Genomic DNA, 20,922 nt, shown 5'->3' with positions numbered 1-20,922 from the left:
GGCGTCCGCGGTGACGGGTGTCCGTCCGGGCTCCGGGCTCCGGGCGTCCGGGGCGTCCGTCCCGCCCGTCAGATCCGGTCGGTGGACCAGGCCGGGTCGCGGCCGGTGAGGGCCAGCAGCAGGCCCTCGGCGTCGGCGCCCGGCGGCGCGGCGCGCGGCGGGTCGAAGCGGCCGGTGCCGGCCAGGTCGCGGTAGCCGCGGAACTCGGCGAGCGCGTACCGGGCGGAGCCGGGCGGCATCCGCACCCGCTCGCCCAGCGCCCGGGAGAGGTCCCAGCTGTGCACGACGGTCTCGGCCGTCAGCTCCCGGGCGTAGCCGCCGGCGTCCCGCAGGCCGTACGGCAGGTGCACCAGGAAGTCGGGCGCGCCGGGGCGGTTGAGCGCGCGCAAGGCGCTGCGCACCGCCATCGACCACACGCCCTGCGGGTTGCGGCCGAGCACGTCGCCCTCGAAGCGGTGGCCGATCTGCTGCGGGGTGTAGCCGGCGACCGCCTGGCACACCCACAGGTGCTGGGCCGCCAGGTGGTTCACCAGCGCGCGCACGTCCCAGTCGCGGCACGGGGTGGGCGCTGTCCAGAGGTCCTCGGACACCGAGCGCAGCAGCCGGGCCGTTTCGGCTCCGGCGGCCGCGTACTGTGCGCGGACCTCAGCGTGGAATCCGGGTGGGTGGGGACATTCCATCGCCGGGCCTCCGTCTCCTGCCCTGCTCACTCCCAGTAAACCGCTACGGGGCGTGACTCGCCAGGGGAGTCGGGGGCCGTTCCGCTGGGGATCTCCGGAGGCCGGCGCCCTGCACGGTGACCGTCCGTGGCGGGGGAGGGGCGCTCTGGTGAAGCCCGGCGACGCGACTGTAGTGTCCACGCCATGACGACCGCCCGGCGCCGGGTCGCGCTCACCGCGACCCTCATCGGCGCTCTCGCCGCCACCATCCTCCCCGCCACCACCGCCGGTGCCGCCGACGGCCGTGCGGGCCGCCCGTCCTGTCGGACCGTCGACTCGGCGCCGCTCGACCCCGAGCAGGCCCGCACCGCGGACCCGCGGACCGCCGCGCTGACCGAACGCGGGGGCCTCGGCGACTTCGTCCGCCGCTTCCCCGCCGCGCTCTGCGCCGCACGCAACGCCGCCGGGGCCGGCCGGATCGTCGACGCCTGGGGCGAGGCGCTCTGGCGGGCCGGCGTCGACCGTGCCCAGGGCCGCCGCCCCGGCGGCGACCTGCCGGCCGGCGACGACCGCCCGCTGTACTGGACCCGGGTCGCCATGACCATCCGACTCGCCCGCTGGCAGCCGGACTTCACCGTCGACGCGGCGGCGCTGCGGCAGCGCTTCGAGGACGCCTCGCGCGGGCTGGCCGACAGCGGGTTCGGTGCCCGGCACGGTGTGCGCCGGATCTTCGTGAGCGGCTTCGACCCGTTCGGCCTGGACGCCGAGCCGCGCCGCGCCAACCCCTCGGGCTCGGCGGTCCTGCAACTGGACGGACGGCGGATCACCCTCGCCGACGGCACCCCCGCCGAGATCCAGGCGGTGGTCTTCCCGGTCCGCTACGGCGACTTCGACCGCGGCATGGTCGAGCGCGCGTTCGGCCCGCGGCTCGCCCCCGGCCACCGCTCCGCGGACCTCATCACCACCGTCAGCCAGGGCTACCCCGGACTGTTCACCCTGGAGGCCTGGGCCGGCCGCGCCCGCTCCGCCGACCCCTACACCGACAACGCCGGGGCGCTCTCCGGCGGCACCCGCTACCACCCCGTCACCGCCCCCGGCCTCGGCCCCGGCGCGGAGTTCATCGCCACCAGCCTGCCGACCGGTCCGATGACGGCCGTTCAGCAGCCGTTCCCGGTCAAGCTGAACACCACCGTCACCGAGATCCCGGCCGGGGCGAGTGCCCCGATCGACCGGGCGGACGGCCCGACCCCCGGCTCGCGCGCGGTCGCCGGAGGCGGCGGGGGCTACCTCTCCAACGAGGTCGCCTACCGCACCAACCGGCTGCGCCTGGAGCTCGCCCCGCAACTGCCGGGCGGCCACCTGCACACGCCGGTGCTCACCGGCCTGCCGGAGCAGACCGACCGGCTCACCGGGCCGCTCTTCGAGCAGAACGAGGCGGCGATCGCGGGCGAGGTCCTGGAGGTGCTGCGGCACACCGCCGCGGGCTGACGGCGGCGCGGCGGCCCCCGGCCACCCGGGGGTGCGCCGTGCACCGCGCCGTGCACCGACCGTTCGTGTGCTGTGGCGGCCCAGGGAAAGGGGTGGCTAGGGGGTTCTCCGGCGGCGGGCGGCTGCGTAGGTTCGGGGCCCAGGTCAGGGATCCCTGGCGAAGCCACCCCCGGGAGGTAGCACGATGACGGAGCCGAAGGCGAACATCCTGCTCGAAGGCGGTGCGGCCGGATCGGACTTCGCGCGCGTGCGCGAGGTCGCGACCGGTGCGAGCGTGGTCAAGGTCCTCGCCGGCAACCGGTACGAGCACTTCCGGCGCACCGGCCGGACGGCGGTGCACGAGGGCGTGCCGCTGGACGTCTTCGAGTGGAGCGGCAACACCTTCGTCGCCGAGTGACGTGCGCCGGGGGTGCCGGGGCCGGGTGGGCGGCCCCCGGCACCCCCGGTGAAGGGTGCGGGACGAGTGCCCGCCCGGCCGCCGCGCGACCGAAGGTTTTCCGGCGGGCGGGCCGCTCCGGCGGACAAATCCCACCGATTTGGTACAAGGTGCCGCCTGCATGAGCATGGGCGTCTGCTCCACCGAGCGCGCAGGACGCAGGAAAGGCACCACACCCTCATGCACACCAGCCCGGCCGCGACCCGGCAGGCACCCCCAGAGCCGTCGCCGCCGTCGGGGCCGTCGTCCGCGGCGCCGCCGCCGTCGTCCCGGTCCGCCGTCCGCCGCTTCGGTCTGCCGACCGCGACCGCCCTGGTGATGGGCAACATCATCGGCGGCGGCATCTTCATGATCCCCGCCTCGGTGGCCCCGTACGGCACGGTCAGCCTGCTCGCCTTCGCCGTGCTCACCGTCGGCGCCATCGCCCTGGCCCTGGTCTTCGGCCGGCTCGCGCGCCGCGACCCGCGCACCGGCGGCCCCTACGTCTACGCCCGCGAGGCCTTCGGCGACTTCGCCGGCTTCCTGGCCGCCTGGTCCTACTGGATCACCACCTGGGTCAGCAACGCCGCCCTGGCCGTCGCCGCCGTCGGCTACCTCACCGTCCTGTGGCCGGCCGTCGGCCGCTCCACCCCGCTCGCCATCGGCTGCGCGCTGGCCGTCCAGTGGCTGCCCGCGCTCGCCAACCTGGCCGGCACCCGGTACGTGGGCGCCGTCCAACTCGTCGCCACGGTCCTCAAGTTCGTCCCCCTGGTGGTCGTCGCGGTGGCCGGCCTCGGCTCCTTCGACCCGGCGAACCTCGGCCCCTTCGACGCGACCGGCGACGGCTGGCTCGGCGGGATGACGGCCGCCGCCGCGATCCTGCTCTTCAGCTACCTCGGCGTGGAGTCGGCCGCGATGAGCGCGGGCCAGGTCCGCGACCCGGAGCGCAACGTCGGCCGGGCCAGCGTGCTCGGCACCGTCGGCGCGGCCGTCGTCTACCTGCTCGGCACGCTCGCGGTGTTCGGCACCGTCGCCCACGAGCGGCTGGTCCACTCCACCGCACCGTTCTCCGACTCGGTGAACGCCGTCTTCGGCGGTTCCTGGGGCGGTACCGCCGTCGCCGTCGCCGCCCTGGTCTCGATGACCGGCGCGCTCAACGGCTGGACCCTGCTCTCGGCCCAGGCCCCCTACGCCGCCGCCAAGGACGGCCTGTTCCCCGCCGTCTTCGCCACCGAACGCCGCGGCGTGCCCGTCGTCGGCGTGCTGACCGGCGTCACGCTCGCCTCGCTGCTCACCGTCCTGGACTTCGCCTCCGGGGCCAAGGCCGCCTTCGACACCCTGGTCCTGGTCACCACCTTCACCGCGACCGTCCCCTACCTCCTCTCCAGCGCCGCCCAGCTGCGCTGGCTGCTGAGCGGCGAGCGCGACCGCGTCGCCCCGACCCGCCTCGCCCGCGACCTCACCCTCGCCTTCGGCGCCTTCGCCTTCTCCGCCTGGCTGGTCGCCGGCGCCGGCTACGCCGCCGTCTACCAGGGCGTCCTCTTCCTGCTCGTCGGCGTCCTGGTCCACACCGTCCTCGCCGCCCGCCGCACCCGCGCCTGAGCCGAACGACTCGCCCGCTGGGCCCGCACCCGTCCGGTGCGGGCCCAGCGGCGTTCCGGGCCGCCACCGCCGCGCGGTTGTCGGTGGCGTCGGCTAGCTTCGCGATCATCAACCGGAGCGGGTGGAGGAGGGGCGCCATGACCGGCACCGCGAGTGGGGCGATCGGCTGGGACGAGGTGCGGGCGCTCATCGCCGATCGGGTGCCGCAGGGGGTGATCGACCGGCTCGCCCCGGTGCCCGCGGCCGAGCTGGGCGGGCTGCGCACGCCGCTGCGCAAGCTCCGTACGGAGCTGCTGCGCGAGCTCTCCTCGGGCGACCCGCGACGCTACAGCGCCGCGTACGACCAGCTCGCCGCCCTCCAGCTCGCCGGGATCCTCTCCGCCGCCACCCCGGCTCAGGCCCTGGACTGGCTCACCGCGCGGCGGCTGCTCTCCTTCACCTGGCCGCTGTCCGGTGGCGGTTCCGTCGGCGCCGACCCCCGGGACCTCCTGCTGGTGCTGCTCCTGCCGCACCGCGACGTGGCGTTCCAGCGCGAACTCGCGGTCCTGCTCGCCGAATGGCTGCCGGCCCGTGGCGACCGCTTCCGCTGGCTGATCGCCCACGGTCTGGCCGTCTGGTCCGGCGCCGAGGTGCCCGCCACCGACGGCTATCTGATCGGCTGGGTGCGCGAGGGCGGGCTGATGCGCCACCGCTACCGCGAGATCGCCGAGTGGTTCGCCGACCAGGGCCTGCGCCCGCCGGTGCCGCACCACGACACGCTGCTCTCCTGGCTGCGGGCTCAGCCGAGGCTCGCCGAGTTCGTCCGGCGGCTGTTCGAACTCCCGGACGTCGGTGCCGAGTTCACCGACCCCTACGCCGCCCGCTCCGGGCCGGAGAACGAGTGGCCCAAGGCGCTCGCCGCGCTGGCGGGGGAGGGGCTGCTCGACCGCGCCGAACTGCTCGACCGCTGCCTCGGCCGGCTGCTGCGCGGCGACCGGCCCGGCAGTCTGCGCGGCTTCCTCCGGCTGTACGAGGCGCTGGCCCCCGACGCCGAGGAGGTCGCCGCCCGGTCCCGCGACCACGTCCGGCTGGCCGCCGACGGCGCGCCGACCGTCGCGAAGGCCGCCCAGGCGGCGCTGCGGTCCATCGGCACCCGGCTCCCGACCGAGCGGTTCACCGAGCTCACGGCCGCCGTCCTGGCCCGCCCCGAGAAGGCCCTCGCCACCGTCCAGCTGAGCTGGGCCGACGCGGTGCTCAAGCGCGATCCGGCCGGGGCCGACGAGCTGCTGCCCGCCCTCGCGGTGGCCTTCGCGCACCCGGCGCCCGCGGTCCAGGAGCGCGCGCTGCGGCTCGTCGCCCGCCATCTGCCCGACACCGCCGACCCGGCGACGGCCGAGGTCGTGCGCGTCGCCGCCACCGGGCTCGGCCCCGCCCTGCGGCCGGACGCCTCCGAGCTGCTGGCCGCCCCGGCCGCGGCCGCGCAGCCCTCCGCCGCGGTGGGGCCCGCGCGGCCCGCCGCCCTCCCGGCGGCCCCCGCCGGGCCGGCCGAGCTCGCCGAGCGGCTGGCCGCCCTGCTGGCCGACCGGGTGCCCGACCCCGGCGAGTTCGAGGTGGTGCTGGCCGCCCTGGTCGCCGAGCACCACCGCGACGCGGCCGCCCTCGGTGCCGCGCTCGCCCCGCTCGCCTCGGCCCGCGGCGGGAACCGGGTCCTGTTCGACGGCATCGGCACCGTCACGGGCACGCTGGGCTGCCTGCTCGACGCCCTGACCGGCCGCGAGCACCGGTCCGCCGCGTTCACGGCCGAACTGCTCGCCCTCCGGGACCCGCTGCGCACCCCCGCCGTCATCCCCGCGCTGCGCGTCCTGGAAGCGGCGTGCGGCCTCGCCGACGCGCCGGTACCGGTGCTGCTCGCCACTCCCACCGCCGCCGACGGCGGTCTCGATCCGACCGTGCTCGTCGAGCGGCTCGCGGCCCACCGGGCGGCCGGTGCCCGTCCCTGGCCCGCCGATCTGGCCCAGGCACTGCTCCGGGTGGCGCCGGACGCGCTGCCGGCCGTCCGCGCGGCGGCCGCCGGACTCGGCTGCGAGCTGCCGTCCGACGCGCCGCTGCCCGCGCCCGAGGGGTTCCATGTCGAGGCCCCGGACGGTTCGCCCCACACATTTCCGCGCATCGCCCCGTTGGCCCCCGCCCCGGCGGTGTCCGAGGGTGTCACCGGGCTGCTCCACACCCTGCCCGACCCCACCCGGATCGGCTGGAGCGCGGGCCTGTTCCGGTCGTCGGCCGGCCAGCTCGGCCAGCTGCCCTGGACGGCGCCCTGGCATCCGGACACCGTCGCCGCGCACGGCCTGCCCGAACTGGCGGTCCAGGTCCGCGATCAGGGCCCCCGCGACCCCAACCCCCTGCTGCCCCGGCTCGCGGACCTCCCGGGCGAACCCGGGCCGGTGAGCCACCTCCTGCTCGCACACGGCCTGACCGCCGCCCGCGCCGAGCACCGCACCGCCGCCCTGGACGCCCTGCTGACACTGACCGCACGCGGCCGGCTCCGGCCGGAGGCGCTCGGCGAGTGGCTCGCGGCACTGTGGCGGCTGTCCGTCGCCAAGCCGAACCGCTTCCTGCCCGTCCTCGCCGACGCCGCCCGCGGCGGCGCGGGCCGCCCGGTGTTCACCGTGCTCACCACGATGCTCACCGAACTCGCCCCCGACCCCGCCCGCCGCGGCCTGGCGGACGCCCTCACCCTCGCCGCCGACTGCGCCGCCGCCGACGACCTCCGCATCCCCGTCCCCGCCCTCGACCCCCTGACCGCCCCCACCGCCCCCCGCCGCGTCCGAACGGAGGCGGCCCGCCTGGCCAGGATCCTCGCGGCGTGAAGGGCCGCCGACCCCTCCATCGGGTCGGGGCCGGCGGTGAGCCGGAAGCACTGGTCGCCCTGCCCGGTGCGGCCCCGGTCGAGCAGAACTCCGGGCCGGGGTCACGGGTGGTGTGGTTCCGGGGGAAGGACCCGTGGACGCCGTTCGCCGCGGAGGGCAGCTGCAGGGCGGGGGTGGGGCTGGGCCCACCGTGATGTGTGGAGTGGGGTGGATTCCGCCTGGATCGTGTTCGTCCTAGCGTTCTTCATGGGCCGCCCGGAGAGGGTGGGCCGGTGAGTCGGGGAGGCGTGGTGCGGGTGGCGGGTGCGGGTGTCGCGGCGTTGCGGCTGGTGGGGTTGAGCAAGCGGTTCGGGGCCCACCGGGCGGTGGACGGCGTGGAGTTGACCGTGCCGAGCGGCTCGTTCTACGGGCTGGTGGGGCCGAACGGCGCGGGCAAGACGACCTCGCTGTCGATGGCGGTCGGGCTGATGCGGCCGGACGCCGGGCGGGCGGAGGTGTTCGGGGTCGATGTGTGGGCCGACCCGCTGCACGCCAAGGCGCTGGTGGGAGTGCTGCCGGACGGCCTGGCGCTGCCGGAGCGGCTGACCGGTCCGGAGCTGCTGCGGTACCTGGGCCGGCTGCGCGGCCTGGACGGGCGGACGGTGGACTCCCGGGCCGAGGAGCTGCTGGCGGTGCTGGAGTTGACGGACGCGGCGGGGACGGCGGTGATCGACTACTCCACGGGGATGCGGAAGAAGATCGGCCTGGCCGTCGCGATGCTGCACGCGCCCTGGCTGCTGGTGCTGGACGAGCCGTTCGAGGCGGTCGACCCGGTCTCGGCGGCGACCGTCCGGACCATCCTGACGCGGTTCGTCGCGGCCGGCGGCTCGGTGGTGCTCTCCAGCCATGTGATGGCCCTGGTGGAGAGCCTCTGCGACCACGTCGCGGTGATCGCCGGGGGCCGGGTGGCGGCCGCCGGGACGGTGGCCGAGGTGCGGGGCGGGCGGGCGCTGGAGGACGTGTTCGTCGAGCTGGTCGGCGCCCGGACCGGGGGAGCGGAGGGGCTGGAATGGCTGGCGTCCTGACGGTCCCGCCGGCGGCGGGCGGGCGGGTCGCGATCACCGTGCTCGCCGGTATGAGGATGACCGTCCTGCGGCGGTCGATGTCCGGTCCCCGCGCCGCCGGGCTGGTGGTCGGCACGCTGTGCGGCGGGGCGGGCGCGGTCGGCACCGCGCTGCTCGGCCTGGCGGACTACGCCACCCCCGAGGCCGGGTTCGGTGTCCTGGCGCTGGGCCAGCTGCTGTGGAGCCTGGGGTGGGCGCTCGGGCCGCTGGTCACCGGCGGCGACGCCACCCTGCGGCCGGCCTGGTTCGCGATGGTGCCGATGCGCCCGCGCGGCCTGGCCGTCGGGCTGCTCGGCGCCGCCTTCGTCGGCGTCACCCCGGTGCTCGCCCTGGTCGCCTTCGGCGGGCTGTTCGTCTACGGCGCCCGCCAGGGCCCGGCGGCGGCGCTGGTCGCGGTGCCCGCCGTGCTGCTGCAGCTGCTCTTCGTGGTGGTGCTGGCGAAGTTCACCCCGCAGGCGCTGGGCGGCGTGCTGCGCTTCCGTCTCGGCTGGGAGCTGTCCGCGCTGCTGGTCGGCCTGGTGATGGCCTGCCTCAACTCCGGCTGGTTCGCGCTCGGCTTCCTGGCCCGGCTCGGCACCGGCGACTGGGCGGCCGGGGCCGCCACGGCCGTGCGGGTGCTGCCCTCGGGCTGGGCGGTGGTCGCGGTGGACGCGGCCCGCCGGGCGGACTGGGCGACGGCCGCCGCCGCGCTCGGTGCGCTGGCCGCCCTCTGCGCCCTGCTCCTGGCGGGCTGGGCGGCGCTGCTCTCCCGGCAGCTGGTGCGCGGCGGCGGGAGCCGCCCGCTGCGGGCCCGTGACCGCCCCCGGTCCCGGCGCCGGGCGCTCCCGGACACTCCGGCGGGCGCGGTCCTGGCCAAGGAACTGCTGCTGTGGCGGCGCGACCCGCGCCGGGCCCGGTTCCTGCGGACCGCGCTCTGGACGGGCGTGTTCACCGGCCTGCTCCCGCTGCTCGACGGCTACGACGTGCTGCTGCCGTGGTCGGGTGTGGTCGCCGCGCTGTTCGCCGGGGCGTTCTGCGTCAACCTGTACGGGCTGGACGCGGGCGCGCTCTGGCTGACCCTGGTGGTGCCGGGCGCGGTCCGGGCCGACGTCCGGGCCCGACAGGCCGCCTGGCTGCTGGTCACGGCGCCGGTGGCGCTGCTGCTGACGGTCGCCGCGCTCCCCGCCGCCCCGGGCGACGTCCGGCCGTGGGTGTTCGCCGTGCTGCCGGCCGTGCTCGGCGCCGCGGCCGGGCTGATCCCGCTGATGTCGGTGGTCGGCGCCGCCCCGTCGCCCGACCGCCCCGGTGGCGGTCCGCTCGACGACCTCGCCGACGAGAGCGCCGAACACGTCCGCGCCCAGGGGTTGGCGGCGTTCTGGCTGCAACTGCTCGCCGCCCTGCCCGCAGCCGGCGTGGTGCTGGCCGGCACGCTGCTGTCCAGCGCGCCGCTGCGCTGGGCCGGGGTGCCGGCGGGTCTGCTGACCGGCGCGCTGTACGCGTGGGCGCTGGGCCGGGCCGCCCGGCGCCGGCTGGAGGACCGCGGTCCGGAGCTGCTGGACGTGCTGCGCAAGGGCCTCCACCGTACGGCGGAGCCCGCACGGGGCGAGGGGGCGGAGGGGGACGAGGACGGTCCGGCGGCCGGGCTCTCGCGCGGACGCTCGGTGGCGGTCGGTCTGCTGACCACCGGCGGCATCCTGCTGATCGCGCCCCAGGGCCTGGTGGCGCTCGCCCTGAAGCTGTTCGCGCCCTCCGCGCGCAGCTGGTTCCTGGCGCTCTACCTGCCGGCGGGGGCGGGGATACCGCTGGCGGTGGTGTTCGTTCTGCTCGGCGCGTTCTGCCTGCGGGTGGCGCACCGGCTGAACGGCCCTCCCCGGCCGTCCCCGCCGTCCCCGCCGTCCCGGCCGTCCCGCCCCGACGGCCCCGACCCCCGGGCCCCGTCGGCGCGGCTGGGATCATGACCGCGCGAGGGACCGTCACCACGGCGCTCCGGAGCCCGCCCACCACGAGCGACCACCGAACGGAGGACCGGTGACCGGCACGCCGCCCGCCGCCCCCGCCGCCCTGCGGAGCCGCACCGCCGCCCTCGGCCGGCTGCTGGCGCTGACGGCGGTCGTCCCCGCCGAACTGGTGCTGCTGGTGGTCGTGATCGGCAGCTTCGTGCTCTGGTTCGGTCTCGGGCTCTTCGTGCTCTTCCCCGCCACCACCCGGCTCGCCCGCGCGGCCGCCGGACTCGCCCGGGCCTACGCCGGCCGGTGGTCGGGCGTGCCGGTGCCGTCGCCCTACCTGCCGCGTCCGGCGCTCGAACGCACCCTGCACGGCTGGTTCTGGACCGGCCACGACTACCAGAAGAGCCGCTGGTTCGCGAGCGTCTCACGCACCATCCGCTGGCTCTGGAAGGATCCGGCGACCTGGCGCGACGTCCTCTGGGTGCTGCTGAACCCGGTGGCCGGCGGCGTCCTCGCCGCCACCCCGCCGCTGCTGCTCGGCGGCGGCCTCTACGCTCTCGCGTGCGTCGTCCTCCCGCTGTCCGGCAGCGAGCGCGGCCTCCCGATGGGCCTCCCGGCCGGGCTCACCGCCGCCCTCGGCCTCGCCCTGGCCGCCGCGGGCCCGGCCCTGGCCCGCCCGGCGCTGCGCCTGCACGGCCACTGGACGCGCGCCCTGCTCGGCCCCACCGAGCGCTCCCGCCTCGCCCGCCGGGTCGAGCAGCTGACCGTGACCCGCCTGGACGTCACCGAGGCGCAGGCCGCCGAGCTGCGCCGGATCGAGCGCGACCTGCACGACGGCGCCCAGGCCCGGCTGGTCGCGGTGAGCCTGCGGCTGGGCGCGGTCGCCGCGCTGATCGACCGCGACCCGGCACGCGCGAGGGACGTGGTGACGGAGGCCCAGGAGAACGTCACCCAGGCCCTCCAGGAGCTGCGCGACCTGGTCCGCGGCATCCACCCGCCGGTGCTCGCCGAGCGCGGTCTGGCCGAGGGGCTGCGCGCCCTCGCCCTGGACGTGCCGCTGCGCGTCGAGGTGCGGGCCGAACTGCCCGGCCGCGCCGAGGCCCCGGTGGAGTCGGCGGTCTACTACGCGGTCAGCGAGGCGCTGACCAACGCGGTCAAGCACGCCGGCGCGCGGCACGCCGCCGTCGACCTGGTCCATGCGGACGGGCTGCTGCGCGCCGAGGTCACCGACGACGGCCGGGGCGGCGCGGACCCCGGCCGGGGCACCGGCCTGCGGGGCATCCAGCGCAGGCTGGCGGCGTTCGACGGTACGCTCACGCTGATCAGCCCGCCGGGCGGGCCGACCCGGCTGACCATGGAGCTACCGTGCGCGTTGTCCTCGCCGAGGACCTCTACCTCCTGAGGGACGGCCTGTCCCTGCTGCTCGGTGCCCACGGGCACGAGATCGTCGCGGCGGTGGGCAGCGGCCCCGAACTCGCCGCCGCGCTGGCCGAGCACCGGCCGGACGTCGCGGTGGTGGACGTGCGGCTGCCGCCCACCTTCACCGACGAGGGCCTCCAGGTCGCCCTCGCGGCCCGCCGGGCCCGACCGGGCCTGCCCGTCCTGGTGCTCTCCCAGCACGTCGAGCAGCTCTACGCGCGCGAGCTGATCGCCGACGGCGCCGGGGCGGTCGGCTATCTGCTCAAGGACCGGGTCTCCAACGCCGGGCAGTTCATGGACGCGCTGCGCACCGTCGCCTCCGGCGGCACCGTGATGGACCCGCAGGTGATCACCCGCCTGCTCGCCCGCAACGCCGACGACCGGCCGCTGGCGCTGCTCACCCCGCGCGAGCGGGAGGTGCTGGCGATGATGGCCGAGGGGCGCTCCAACGCCGCGATCGCCCAGCGGCTGCACTTCAGTGAGGGCGCGGTCAGCAAGCACACCTCCGGCATCTTCGCGAAGCTCGGCCTCGGAGCCTCCGACGACGACAACCGCCGGGTGCTGGCCGTCCTCGCCTACCTCGACGGCACCCGCGCCGACTGACCCGGGGCCCGCGCCGCGGCCGTCCGGCGGGCCACCGGCCGCAGCCCCGCCCGGTGCGCGGCCGCGACGGCGAGCCCCGCGAGCAGCGAGACCAGGTGTCCCACGGCGGCGACCTCGCCGTCCGCGACCCCGCCGAGCAGATTGGGCGCCGCCACCGCGAGCATCGCCAGCCACACCGCCCGCGACCACACCGGGCGGGCCCGGCAGGCCGCCACCGCCAGCGCCGCGACCACCACATAGGACGGGCCGGTGTCCAGGGCGTGCGCGGCCTCGGCCGGCAGCGCGCCGTGTTCGATCCGCCACCACACCAGCCCCTCGGTCAGCGCGGTCGCCGCCAGGTGCACCAGGGCCAGGACCGCCACCGCCCGCCGGCCGCCGAGCGCCCCGACCACCCCGAAGACGGACAGCGCGAACACCGGCCAGACCCACACGGTGTCCTGCGGGACGAACGCCGACACCGTCAGCGAACCGACCGGATGGCCGTCCGGCCAGGGCCGCAGGTTGTCCAGGTCGGTCGACGCCCACGCGCGCAGCGCCCGCACCCGGTCGGCCGGCAGCAGCCGCAGCACCGGCCACATCGCGGCCAGCGCGGTGACGTACCAGAACGCCGGATTGCCCAGCAGTGACCGGAGCGGCGGGAGCGACCGGAGCGGCTGCCGCCGCACCGCCGGCCGTGCCGGCATCCCCGCCCCTACCGGGCGCGCCGTCGCGGCCGAACGCCGCCGGCGAGCACCGCGCCCGCGGTGAGCGCCACCGCGCCGGCGGCCAGCAGCCCGCCCCGGGAACGCCAGGACAGCACCGACCAGCGCGAGTTCGCCGAGAGCAGCGAGCCGACGCTCAGCCACGACCCGGCGGACAGCACGGACAGCACCGACCCGGCCGACCCGATCGACAGGACGCTGCCCGCCGACCCGATCGAGAGCACCGACCCGGCGGAGCCGATCGACAGGACCGACCCCGCCGATCCGATGGACAGCAGGGAGTCCGTGGCACAGGACGTCCACGCGGGAGAGCAGGCCGACGCGGCGGCCGCTGACGAGCGATCACGAGACTTGGACACCCGATGATCGTATGCCGCCACCGCCCGCCGGTCACCCGCGGAGGTGGGCCAGTGAGCCCTCCGCGACCGGGTACGGCCGCTCGTCCGGCAGCAGCAGCCGTGCGGCGTCCGCCTCGCCGTCGCGCAGATGGCCGTGGATCCGCCGCACCAGTGGCGTCACGTCGGTGACGGACACCGTCCACTCGTCGGCGTACCGCCGTGCCGCCTCGCCCGCCAGGCCGAGCTGCAGGGAGCGGTACGGCAGCGGGCGCAGGTGCAGATCGCGTTCGGGGTCCCACTGCACCCGGGCGGGTGCCCGCTTCAGCAGGCGCTGCCAGGTCGCCCGGTCCGGGTGCAGCCCGCGCTCGTAGTGCGCGAGGCAGGCGCGCTCCAGCGCCCACGCGAAGCCCGCGCGGTCGATCTCCACGGCGAGCACGGTCTCCTGCCCCTCCTTGGTCGCCCACCCGCAGCGGTACATCATCCAGAGGAAGGAGGGCTTGATCCACGTCATCCGGTCGCGCTTCCACTGCTCGGGGAAGCGCCCGTCCCGGGCCGCAGCCACCCCGATCTCCGGCCGGTACGCCTGGTAGACGGTCACGGTGGTGGCCGTGTGGACGGCGCGGATGCCGTGCTTCGGTTCCGGCTCGGTGCTGCCCGGTTCGGTGCTGCCCGGTCCTTGCTGTGCTGTCACGCCGCCCAGGGTGGACCGCGGCCGGCACAGGCCGCCACCGATTTCCGCCCGGCGGCCGGGTAGGCGTGGGCGATGCAAGGCCATATACAGTTAAAGCCTTCGATTTGCAGGCCTATCTGCGCTGTGGAACCATAATCCGTAAGCAATCAGCGGATCGAACACCGGAAAGCGAAGGATCATGTCGGACGGCGCGCGCGTCATCGTCGGAGTCAGCGGATCGTTGCACAGCCTGACCGCCCTGCACCGGGCGGCGGACGAGGCGCGGGACCGGGGCGCCGTCCTGGTGCCCGTGCTCGCCTGGACCCCGGCCGGCGGCGAGTACAACTACCGGCTGCGCCCCTGCCCCTCGCTGCTCCGCGCCTGGCAGGACATGGCCGACGCCCGCATGGACCAGGCGCTGCGGGAGGCGTTCGGCGGCCTCCCGGCCGGCGTCCGGGTCGAGCCCCTGGTGGTGCGCGGCGAGGTCGGCCCGGTGCTCACCGCGCTGGCCGACCGGCCGGACGACCTGCTGGTGGTCGGCGCGGGCCGGCACGGCGCCCTGCGCACCACCGTGCGCCGCCTGTTCCAGGGCGGTTCGGTCAGCCGCTACTGCCTGGCCCACGCCCGCTGCACCGTCCTGGCCGTCCCGCCGTCCGAGCTCCAGGCCGACCTGCGTGCCCTGCGCCGCGGCGTCGACCTGCGCGAACTCAACCACCTCGTCGCCGCCTGAGCTGCCCGGACCGCCCGAACCGCCCGGACCACCCGAGCGGCCCGAGCGGCCCGATCCCCGCTCACGCCCGGGGCGTCACTCGAAGCGGGTGACGTCCCCGGCGCCCCGCCGGACGATCTCCGGCCCGCCCCCGGAGAAGTCGACCACCGTCGTCGGCTCCGTGCCGCAGTCGCCCGAGTCCACCACCGCGTCCAGCACGTGGTCCAGGCGCTCCTTGATCTCCCACCCCTGGGTCATCGGCTCCTCGTCACCGGGGAGCAGCAGGGTGCTGGAGACCAGCGGCTCGCCGAGTTCGGCGAGCAGCGCCCGGGTGACGGCGTGGTCGGGGATCCGGACCCCCACCGTCTTCTTCTTCGGGTGCATCAGCCGGCGGGGCACCTCCTTGGTGGCGGGCAGGATGAACGTGTAGCTGCCCGGGGTGGCCGCCTTGACGGCACGGAAGACGTTGTTGTCGAGCTGGGCGAACTGCCCCAGCTGCGCGAAGTCCACGCACATCAGGGTGAAGTGGTGGCGCTCGTCGAGCCGCCGGATCGACCGGATCCGCTCCAGGCCCTCCCGGTTGTCCAACTGGCAGCCCAGCGCGAAGCAGGAGTCGGTCGGGTACGCGATGAGGGCCCCGGACCTGAGACTGGCGGCCACCGTGCCGATGGTGCGCGGCTGGGGAGACTCGGGATGCACGTCGAAGTACTTGGCCATTGGCCGACCCTACGGGATCCCGGCGGCCGTCGGGCGCAGCCGCCGCAGCCCGCCGCTCGGGCGCCGGCCCGACCCGGGTGCTGGTGGGCCGCCGGGGTGGTCGCGTACGGTCCGTCGGTATGGGTTTCGACCAGGCTCGAGTGAACCGGATCTTCCTCCCCGGGACCTACGCCGGGGACGTGCCCTACGACCTGTTCCGGGAACTGCGGACGACGGCCCCGCTCTGGTGGGTCGAGGAGCCGCCGGTCGGTGACTGGCCGGCCGGACCCGGCTACTGGGCGGTCCTGCGGCACGCCGACGTCAAGCACGTCCTGCGCACGCCCGGGCTGTTCTCCTCGCAGCTCGGCGCCACCCAGATCCGCGACCCCGACTCCGCGGCCGACCTGGACTTCGCCCGCACCATGATGCTCAACCAGGACCCGCCGGACCACTCCCGGCTGCGCCGCATCGTCGCGGCGGCCTTCACCCCGCGCGCCCTGCGCGAACTGACGGCCGCCGTCGAGGAGCGCGCGGCGCACCTGGTCGCCGAGGTCCGTCCGCTGGGCGAGGCCGACCTCGTCCCGCTCGCCGCCGACCTGCCGGTCCGGACCCTGGCCCGGATCCTGGGCGTGCCGGACCAGGACCGGCAGCTGCTGGTCGACTGGTCGAACCGGGTGATCGGCTACCAGGACAGCGACCACGCCGACTCCCGCACCGCCGACCCCTCCGCCCTCACCGACCTGGGGCGCGCGGCACTGGCCCACCGCCCCACCGCCCGCACCGCCCCGGACGGCCGCCCCGTCAACCCGCGCTCCCGCGCCGCCCTCGCCGACATGTTCGCCTATGCCCACGCCCTCGCCGAACAGCCCCCGCCCGGCAGCATCGTGGCCCGCATGCGGGACGCCGGACTGAGCACCGCCGAGTTCGAGACGATGTTCTTCCTGTTCGCCGTCGCCGGGAACGAGACCGTGCGCAACGCTCTGCCCGGCGGACTGCACACCCTGCTCGGCCACCCCGACCAGCACCGGCTGCTGCTCGCCCGGCCCGAACTGACCGCCTCCGCCGTCGAGGAGATGCTGCGCCACTGGCCGCCGGTCCTGGAGTTCCGGCGCACCGCCACCCGGGACGTCGAACTTGCCGGAACTCCGGTCCGCGCCGGCGACAAGGTGGTCGTCTACCACGCCTCCGCCAACCGCGACGAGACGGTGTTCCCCGACCCCGACCGGTTCGACATCACCCGCAGCCCCAACGACCACGTCAGCTTCGGCCACGGCCCGCACTTCTGCCTCGGCGCCCAGCTCGCCCGGCTGCAGCTGACGGCGTTGCTGCGCCGGCTGCTCACCCTGCCCGGCCTGGAAGCCGCCCCGGGCCCGCCGCCGAAGCGGCTGGTCTCCAACTTCCAGAACGGGCTGAAGGACCTCCCCGTCCGCTGGCGGAGCGGGGTCGGCCCCTGAGCGCCGCCGGCGCGGGCCGGTGCGCGATCAGAGCCCGGTGGCCAGCAGGACGGTCACGGCGGCGGTGGCGATGAGCGCGGCGTTGAGGGCGATCCGGCGGTCCGCGCCGGTCAGGTGGACGGCGATCGCGCCGGCCTGCAGGAGCACGAAGCCGATGGCCGCGGCCGGCGCCAGCCAGGGAGCGACACCGGTCAGCGGCGGCAGGATCAGGCCGGTCGCGCCGAGCACCTCGACCGTCCCCAGCGCCCTGAGGGCCGGCAGGGGCACGCGGTCGACCCAGGCCATCATCGGCCGGAGCCGATCGCGGCCGCGGGTCGCCTTCAGCGTGCCCGCGTAGACGTAGAAGAGGGCGAGCGGAGCCGCCACGATGCCGTAGGCGAGGTTCATGGTTCCTGCCGGTCGAGGACGAGGTCGAGGTCGAGGAGGAAGGCGACGGGGGAGAGGAGGACGGCCGTGCCGTGCCGTACCGGCGGCATCAGGCGGGCCCGGTCGCGTAGCGGCGCATCGCGTCGATGGAGGCCTGCGGCGTCAGCGGCCGGCCGGCGGCGAGCACCTCCTGGAGGTCCCGGAAGTACTGCACGTACAGGTCGGGGGTGAAGGTGCTGAGCAGGACGGCGGGCCGGTCGGTCGCGTTGGCGAAGGTGTGCGGGGTGCCGGGCGGAACCATCACCAGCGTGCCCGCGGTGGCGTCGTGCTCCTCGTCCCCGACGGTGAACCGCACGGTGCCGGAGAGGATGTAGAAGCCCTCGTCGTGTCGGGCGTGGCGGTGCTGCGGAGGGCCCTGGGTGTGCGGGGCGAGGACGGACTCGGCGATCGCGAGACGGTGCCCGGTGTGGCTGCCGTCCTCCAGGACGCGCATCCGGGTGGTGCCCAGAACGATCGTCCCGCCGTCCCCGGGACCCACCACCGAGACGGCGGGGTCGGCCTGTTCGGGCCGGCTGGTCTTCGCTTCTTCGGTCATGCCCACCAGTGCACCGCCGGGGGCTCGCCGGCGTCCAAGACCCGTCCCGCGGAGCCGATACCGCGTGGGTATCGTGGCACCGTGGAGCTACGGACCTTGCGCTACTTCGTGGCGGTCGCCGAGGAACTCCACTTCGGCCGGGCCGCCACCCGACTGCACATGAGCCAGCCGCCGCTGAGCCGGGCGATCAAGCGGCTGGAGACCGAGGCCGGGGCCCTGCTGTTCACCCGCTCGCCCACCGGCGTCACGCTCACCGAGGTGGGCGCGGTGCTGCTCGACGAAGCGCGGGCCCTGCTCGACCACGCCGACCGGGTCCGGGTCCGGGTGAGCGCGGCGGCCGGCGTCGGGACCCTCACCATCGGCATCCTGGGCGACGGCACCGATCCGGGCGTGGCCCGGCTGGCCGCCGCCTACCGCCGCCGTCACCCCGGCATCGACATCCGGGTCCGCGAGACCGACCTGACCGATCCGACCTGCGGGCTGCGCGCCGGACTGGTCGACGTCGCGCTGACCCGGGCGCCGTTCGACCGGACCGCCCTGACGACGCGTGCGCTGCGGAGCGATCCGGTCGGCGTGGTCCTGCGCGCCGACGATCCGCTGGCCCGCCGCGACGGCTTGCGGCTGGCCGAGCTGGGCGACCGCCGCTGGTTCCAGTTCCCACGGGGCACCGACCCCCGCTGGCAGTCGTACTGGAACGGCGGCAGGCCGAGGGAGGGCCCGGTGGTGCGCGCCGTCCAGGAATGCCTGCAGACCGTGCTGTGGAACGGCACGGTCGGCCTGGCCCCGCTCGGACACGACCTGCCCCCGGAGCTGGCGGTGGTGCCCCTGCTCGACATGCCCCCGAGCCATGTGGTGGCGGTGTGGAACGAGGGCGACACCAACCCGCTGATCCGGTCCTTCGTCGAGATCGCGACGGCCGCGTACCGGCACTGAACGCGGACCGCCGGCGGCTCAGTCCTCGGGGGCGTCGTGGCGGAGGGCGTTGATCACCGCCCAGGCCACGGAGACCACGGGGACGGCGACCATCGCGCCGAGGACGCCGCCGAGGACGGCGCCGCCGGTGACGGAGAGGGCGACGGCGACCGGATGGATGCGGACGGACCAGCCGAGCACCAGGGGGTGCAGGAGGTGGCCCTCGATCTGGCCGATCACCACGATCAGGCCGAGGACCAGCAGGGCCACCACCGGGCCCCGGGCGGCCAGGGCGACCAGCGAGGCGATGGCCAGGGCGATCGGGGAGCCGATCAGCGGGATCAGGGTGGCGACGAACTCCAGGACGACCAGCGGCAGCACCAGTGGCACCCCGAGGACGGCGAGGGCGATGCCGACCAGGACGGCGTTGGTCGCCGCGACGATCAGCACGCCGCGGGTGTAGCCGGCGAAGGTGTGCCAGGCGGCGTGGCCCGCCCGCTCCCACACCGGTCGGGCGCGGGCCGGGAACTGGTGCTGCGCCCAGGTCCACATCCGGTCGCCGGAGTGCAGGAAGAAGACCGAGCAGAACACCGCGAGCGCCAGCCCGGTGAGCAGTTCGACGGCCCGCCCGGCGCCGCTGAGGGCGGTGCTGAGCAGCATGGAGCGGTGGGTGGCGACGAAGTCGCCGATCCGGGCCTTGAGATCGGTGGCCGTGCCGGGGTGCAGGTGGAACGGGGCGCCGGTGAGCCAGCGGTCGATCCGGCCGAGGCCGCCGTGCAGCTCGTCGCCCAGCCTGCCCCATTCGGCGGCGACGGTCGTCCAGACCAGGGCGAGGATCCCGCCGACGAGGGCGACCGAGCCGACGAGGGCGAGCAGGACGGCGAGCGAGCGGGGCATCCCCCGGGCCAGCAGGTCGACCGGCGGGCGCAGCACGGAGGTGATGACCAGCGCCAGGAACAGGGCGATCACCGGCAGTTCGAGCCGGGTGAGGACGCTGACGGCGAGATAGGCGGCCACGCCGATCGCGACCAGCCGCCAGGCGTACCCGGCGGCGGTCCGCAGCCCCGGCGGCACCCGCTCGCCGCCGCGGGCGCGGGCGGCGGCCCGGTCCGGCCCGGCGCGAAAGGCCGGACCGGGCCTGCTCGGCCTGCCGGTCCTGCCCGGACGCCGCGCGCGCCCGCGTCCCGCGGTCATGGCACGGCGCTCAGGGGCGGAACAGCACCTTGACCACCCCGTCCTGCTTGCGCTGGAACAGGTCGTACGCGGCCGGTGCCTCCGCCAGCGGCAGGTGGTGGGTCGCGAAGCCGTCCACGCCGAGCGGATCCCCGTCGCCCAGCAGCGGCAGCAGGTCCTCGGTCCAGCGCAGCACGTTGGCCTGGCCCATCCGCAGCCGCAGCTGCTTGTCGAACATGGTCAGCATCGGCAGCGGGTCCGTCATGCCGCCGTACACGCCGGACAGCGAGATCGTGCCGCCGCGCCGCACCATGTCCACGGCCAGGTGCAGGGCGTGCAGCCGGTCCAGGCCCACCCGGGTCATCAGCCGGGCGGCCAGCGCGTCGGGCAGCAGCGACGTCATCCGCTGCGCCGCGGTGGCGGCGGGGGAGCCGTGCGCCTCCATGCCGACGGCGTCGATCACGGCGTGCGGACCGCGTCCGTCGGTGAGCTCCTTGGCGGCGTCGACCACCCGGGAGCCGAGCCGGGCCAGGTCGAGCGCCTCGACGCCGCGCTCCCGGGCGCGCTCCAGCCGTTCGGGGACCAGGTCCACCCCGATCACGGTGGACGCGCCGCGGTGCCGGGCGATCCGGGCGCACATGTCGCCGATCGGGCCGAGCCCGAGCACGGCGACGCTGCCGCCGGGCGGCACCTCGGCGTACTCCACCGCCTGCCAGGCGGTCGGCAGCACGTCGGACAGCAGGACGTAGCGGTCGTCCGGCGGTCCGTGCGGGACGGCGACGGGCAGCGTGTTGCCGAACGGCACCCGCAGCAGCTCCGCCTGGCCGCCGGGCACCTGCCCGTACAGCTTGGTGTAGCCGAACAGCGCCGCGCCGGTCCCGTAGGCGTGCACCTGGGTCGTCTCGCACTGGGAGTGCAGGCCCTTCACGCACATGAAGCAGGTGCCGCAGGAGATGTTGAACGGCACCACCACGCGCTCGCCGACCTCGACCGCGTGCACCCCGCTGCCGACCTCGCGCACCACGCCCATCGCCTCGTGGCCGAGGATGTCGCCCTCGTCGAGGAAGGCGCCGAGGACCTCGTACAGATGCAGGTCCGATCCGCAGAGCCCCGTGGTGGTGACCTCGACCAGGACGTCGGTGGGCTCCTGGAGCACGGGGTCGGGGACGGAGTCGACCCGGACGTCGCGGCGCCCGTGCCAGGTCACGGCTTTCATGGTGTGCTCCTTGCTCCTCGGATGGAACGGGC

The 20,922-nt window shown here is 76.0% G+C and carries 20 protein-coding genes; 12 read left to right on the top strand and 8 right to left on the bottom strand.

Going from position 1 to position 20,922, the window contains the following annotated elements; all coding sequences use genetic code 11:
- Positions 1–68: 68 nt before the first annotated feature.
- Positions 69–680 carry a TIGR03086 family metal-binding protein gene (locus ABTX81_RS14180; RefSeq protein ID WP_350544356.1) on the bottom strand — a complete coding sequence of 204 codons (612 nt, stop codon included), beginning with the start codon at positions 678–680 and terminating at the stop codon, positions 69–71.
- A gap of 183 nt (positions 681–863) precedes the next feature.
- Here ABTX81_RS14180 and ABTX81_RS14175 point away from each other — a divergent pair, with 183 nt between their 5' ends.
- The 8 genes from ABTX81_RS14175 (at position 864) to ABTX81_RS14140 (ending at position 12,060) form a co-directional block, all read left to right on the top strand.
- Positions 864–2,147 (top strand): PA0049 C-terminal domain-containing protein, encoded by a 1,284-nt coding sequence (locus tag ABTX81_RS14175; RefSeq protein WP_350544354.1) that lies wholly within the window; start codon positions 864–866, stop codon positions 2,145–2,147.
- A gap of 184 nt (positions 2,148–2,331) precedes the next feature.
- Positions 2,332–2,544, top strand: coding sequence for a DUF5988 family protein (locus tag ABTX81_RS14170; protein ID WP_350544352.1), 213 nt, complete (start codon positions 2,332–2,334; stop codon positions 2,542–2,544).
- 219 nt (positions 2,545–2,763) lie between these two features.
- The gene (locus ABTX81_RS14165; protein WP_350544349.1) at positions 2,764–4,164 is read left to right on the top strand and encodes an amino acid permease; all 1,401 of its coding nucleotides are present in this window, start codon (positions 2,764–2,766) and stop codon (positions 4,162–4,164) included.
- Positions 4,165–4,301: 137 nt separating this feature from the next.
- A complete protein-coding gene (locus ABTX81_RS14160; protein ID WP_350544347.1) occupies positions 4,302–7,010 on the top strand; it encodes a DUF6493 family protein in 2,709 nt (902 codons plus the stop codon).
- 272 nt (positions 7,011–7,282) lie between these two features.
- Complete coding sequence (locus ABTX81_RS14155) at positions 7,283–8,074, top strand: ABC transporter ATP-binding protein (protein ID WP_350544345.1); 792 nt, start codon at positions 7,283–7,285, stop codon at positions 8,072–8,074.
- Positions 8,059–10,050, top strand: a complete 1,992-nt coding sequence (locus ABTX81_RS14150; protein ID WP_350544342.1) for a hypothetical protein — start codon at positions 8,059–8,061, stop codon at positions 10,048–10,050. The genes ABTX81_RS14155 and ABTX81_RS14150 overlap by 16 nt, the downstream gene beginning before the upstream one ends.
- A gap of 70 nt (positions 10,051–10,120) precedes the next feature.
- Positions 10,121–11,440 carry a sensor histidine kinase gene (locus ABTX81_RS14145; protein WP_350544339.1) on the top strand — a complete coding sequence of 440 codons (1,320 nt, stop codon included), beginning with the start codon at positions 10,121–10,123 and terminating at the stop codon, positions 11,438–11,440.
- On the top strand, positions 11,404–12,060 hold the full coding sequence (locus ABTX81_RS14140; protein WP_350544337.1) for a LuxR C-terminal-related transcriptional regulator: 657 nt from the start codon (positions 11,404–11,406) through the stop codon (positions 12,058–12,060). Before ABTX81_RS14145 ends, ABTX81_RS14140 begins: the two co-directional genes overlap by 37 nt.
- Here the strand turns inward: ABTX81_RS14140 and ABTX81_RS14135 are convergent.
- Positions 12,033–12,743 (bottom strand): rhomboid-like protein, encoded by a 711-nt coding sequence (locus ABTX81_RS14135; RefSeq protein WP_350544334.1) that lies wholly within the window; start codon positions 12,741–12,743, stop codon positions 12,033–12,035. The genes ABTX81_RS14140 and ABTX81_RS14135 overlap by 28 nt on opposite strands.
- A gap of 60 nt (positions 12,744–12,803) precedes the next feature.
- On the opposite strand from ABTX81_RS14135, the gene ABTX81_RS39645 reads away from it, so the two are divergent.
- Complete coding sequence (locus tag ABTX81_RS39645; protein ID WP_502892775.1) at positions 12,804–13,127, top strand: hypothetical protein; 324 nt, start codon at positions 12,804–12,806, stop codon at positions 13,125–13,127.
- A 24-nt stretch (positions 13,128–13,151) separates the two neighbouring features.
- On the opposite strand, the gene ABTX81_RS14125 is transcribed toward ABTX81_RS39645, so the two are convergent.
- The gene (locus ABTX81_RS14125; RefSeq protein ID WP_350544332.1) at positions 13,152–13,790 is read right to left on the bottom strand and encodes a DUF4291 domain-containing protein; all 639 of its coding nucleotides are present in this window, start codon (positions 13,788–13,790) and stop codon (positions 13,152–13,154) included.
- 178 nt (positions 13,791–13,968) lie between these two features.
- On the opposite strand from ABTX81_RS14125, the gene ABTX81_RS14120 reads away from it, so the two are divergent.
- The gene (locus tag ABTX81_RS14120) at positions 13,969–14,499 is read left to right on the top strand and encodes a universal stress protein (RefSeq protein WP_350544330.1); all 531 of its coding nucleotides are present in this window, start codon (positions 13,969–13,971) and stop codon (positions 14,497–14,499) included.
- A gap of 75 nt (positions 14,500–14,574) precedes the next feature.
- Here the strand turns inward: ABTX81_RS14120 and ABTX81_RS14115 are convergent, their stop codons facing one another.
- Complete coding sequence (locus tag ABTX81_RS14115) at positions 14,575–15,195, bottom strand: L-threonylcarbamoyladenylate synthase (RefSeq protein ID WP_350544327.1); 621 nt, start codon at positions 15,193–15,195, stop codon at positions 14,575–14,577.
- Positions 15,196–15,314: 119 nt separating this feature from the next.
- Here ABTX81_RS14115 and ABTX81_RS14110 point away from each other — a divergent pair, with 119 nt between their 5' ends.
- The gene (locus tag ABTX81_RS14110; RefSeq protein ID WP_350544324.1) at positions 15,315–16,628 is read left to right on the top strand and encodes a cytochrome P450; all 1,314 of its coding nucleotides are present in this window, start codon (positions 15,315–15,317) and stop codon (positions 16,626–16,628) included.
- A 27-nt stretch (positions 16,629–16,655) separates the two neighbouring features.
- Here ABTX81_RS14110 and ABTX81_RS14105 read toward each other — a convergent pair whose 3' ends face one another.
- Positions 16,656–17,015 (bottom strand): DoxX family protein, encoded by a 360-nt coding sequence (locus ABTX81_RS14105; RefSeq protein ID WP_350544321.1) that lies wholly within the window; start codon positions 17,013–17,015, stop codon positions 16,656–16,658.
- 88 nt (positions 17,016–17,103) lie between these two features.
- A complete protein-coding gene (locus ABTX81_RS14100) occupies positions 17,104–17,589 on the bottom strand; it encodes a cupin domain-containing protein (RefSeq protein ID WP_350544319.1) in 486 nt (161 codons plus the stop codon).
- A gap of 81 nt (positions 17,590–17,670) precedes the next feature.
- Here ABTX81_RS14100 and ABTX81_RS14095 point away from each other — a divergent pair, with 81 nt between their 5' ends.
- Entirely contained in the window at positions 17,671–18,522 is an 852-nt protein-coding gene (locus tag ABTX81_RS14095; protein WP_350544316.1) for a LysR family transcriptional regulator, read from the top strand.
- An 18-nt stretch (positions 18,523–18,540) separates the two neighbouring features.
- Here the strand turns inward: ABTX81_RS14095 and ABTX81_RS14090 are convergent, their stop codons facing one another.
- Positions 18,541–19,695, bottom strand: coding sequence for an AI-2E family transporter (locus tag ABTX81_RS14090; protein ID WP_350544314.1), 1,155 nt, complete (start codon positions 19,693–19,695; stop codon positions 18,541–18,543).
- A gap of 10 nt (positions 19,696–19,705) precedes the next feature.
- Complete coding sequence (locus ABTX81_RS14085; RefSeq protein ID WP_350544311.1) at positions 19,706–20,890, bottom strand: alcohol dehydrogenase catalytic domain-containing protein; 1,185 nt, start codon at positions 20,888–20,890, stop codon at positions 19,706–19,708.
- Between the last annotated feature and the right edge of the window lie 32 nt (positions 20,891–20,922).

It is taken from the genome of Kitasatospora sp. NPDC097605 (assembly GCF_040302725.1).
Lineage (GTDB): Bacteria > Actinomycetota > Actinomycetes > Streptomycetales > Streptomycetaceae > Kitasatospora.
Note: the sequence above shows the minus strand (reverse complement) of the source record. Positions and strands in the feature narration are given on the sequence as shown.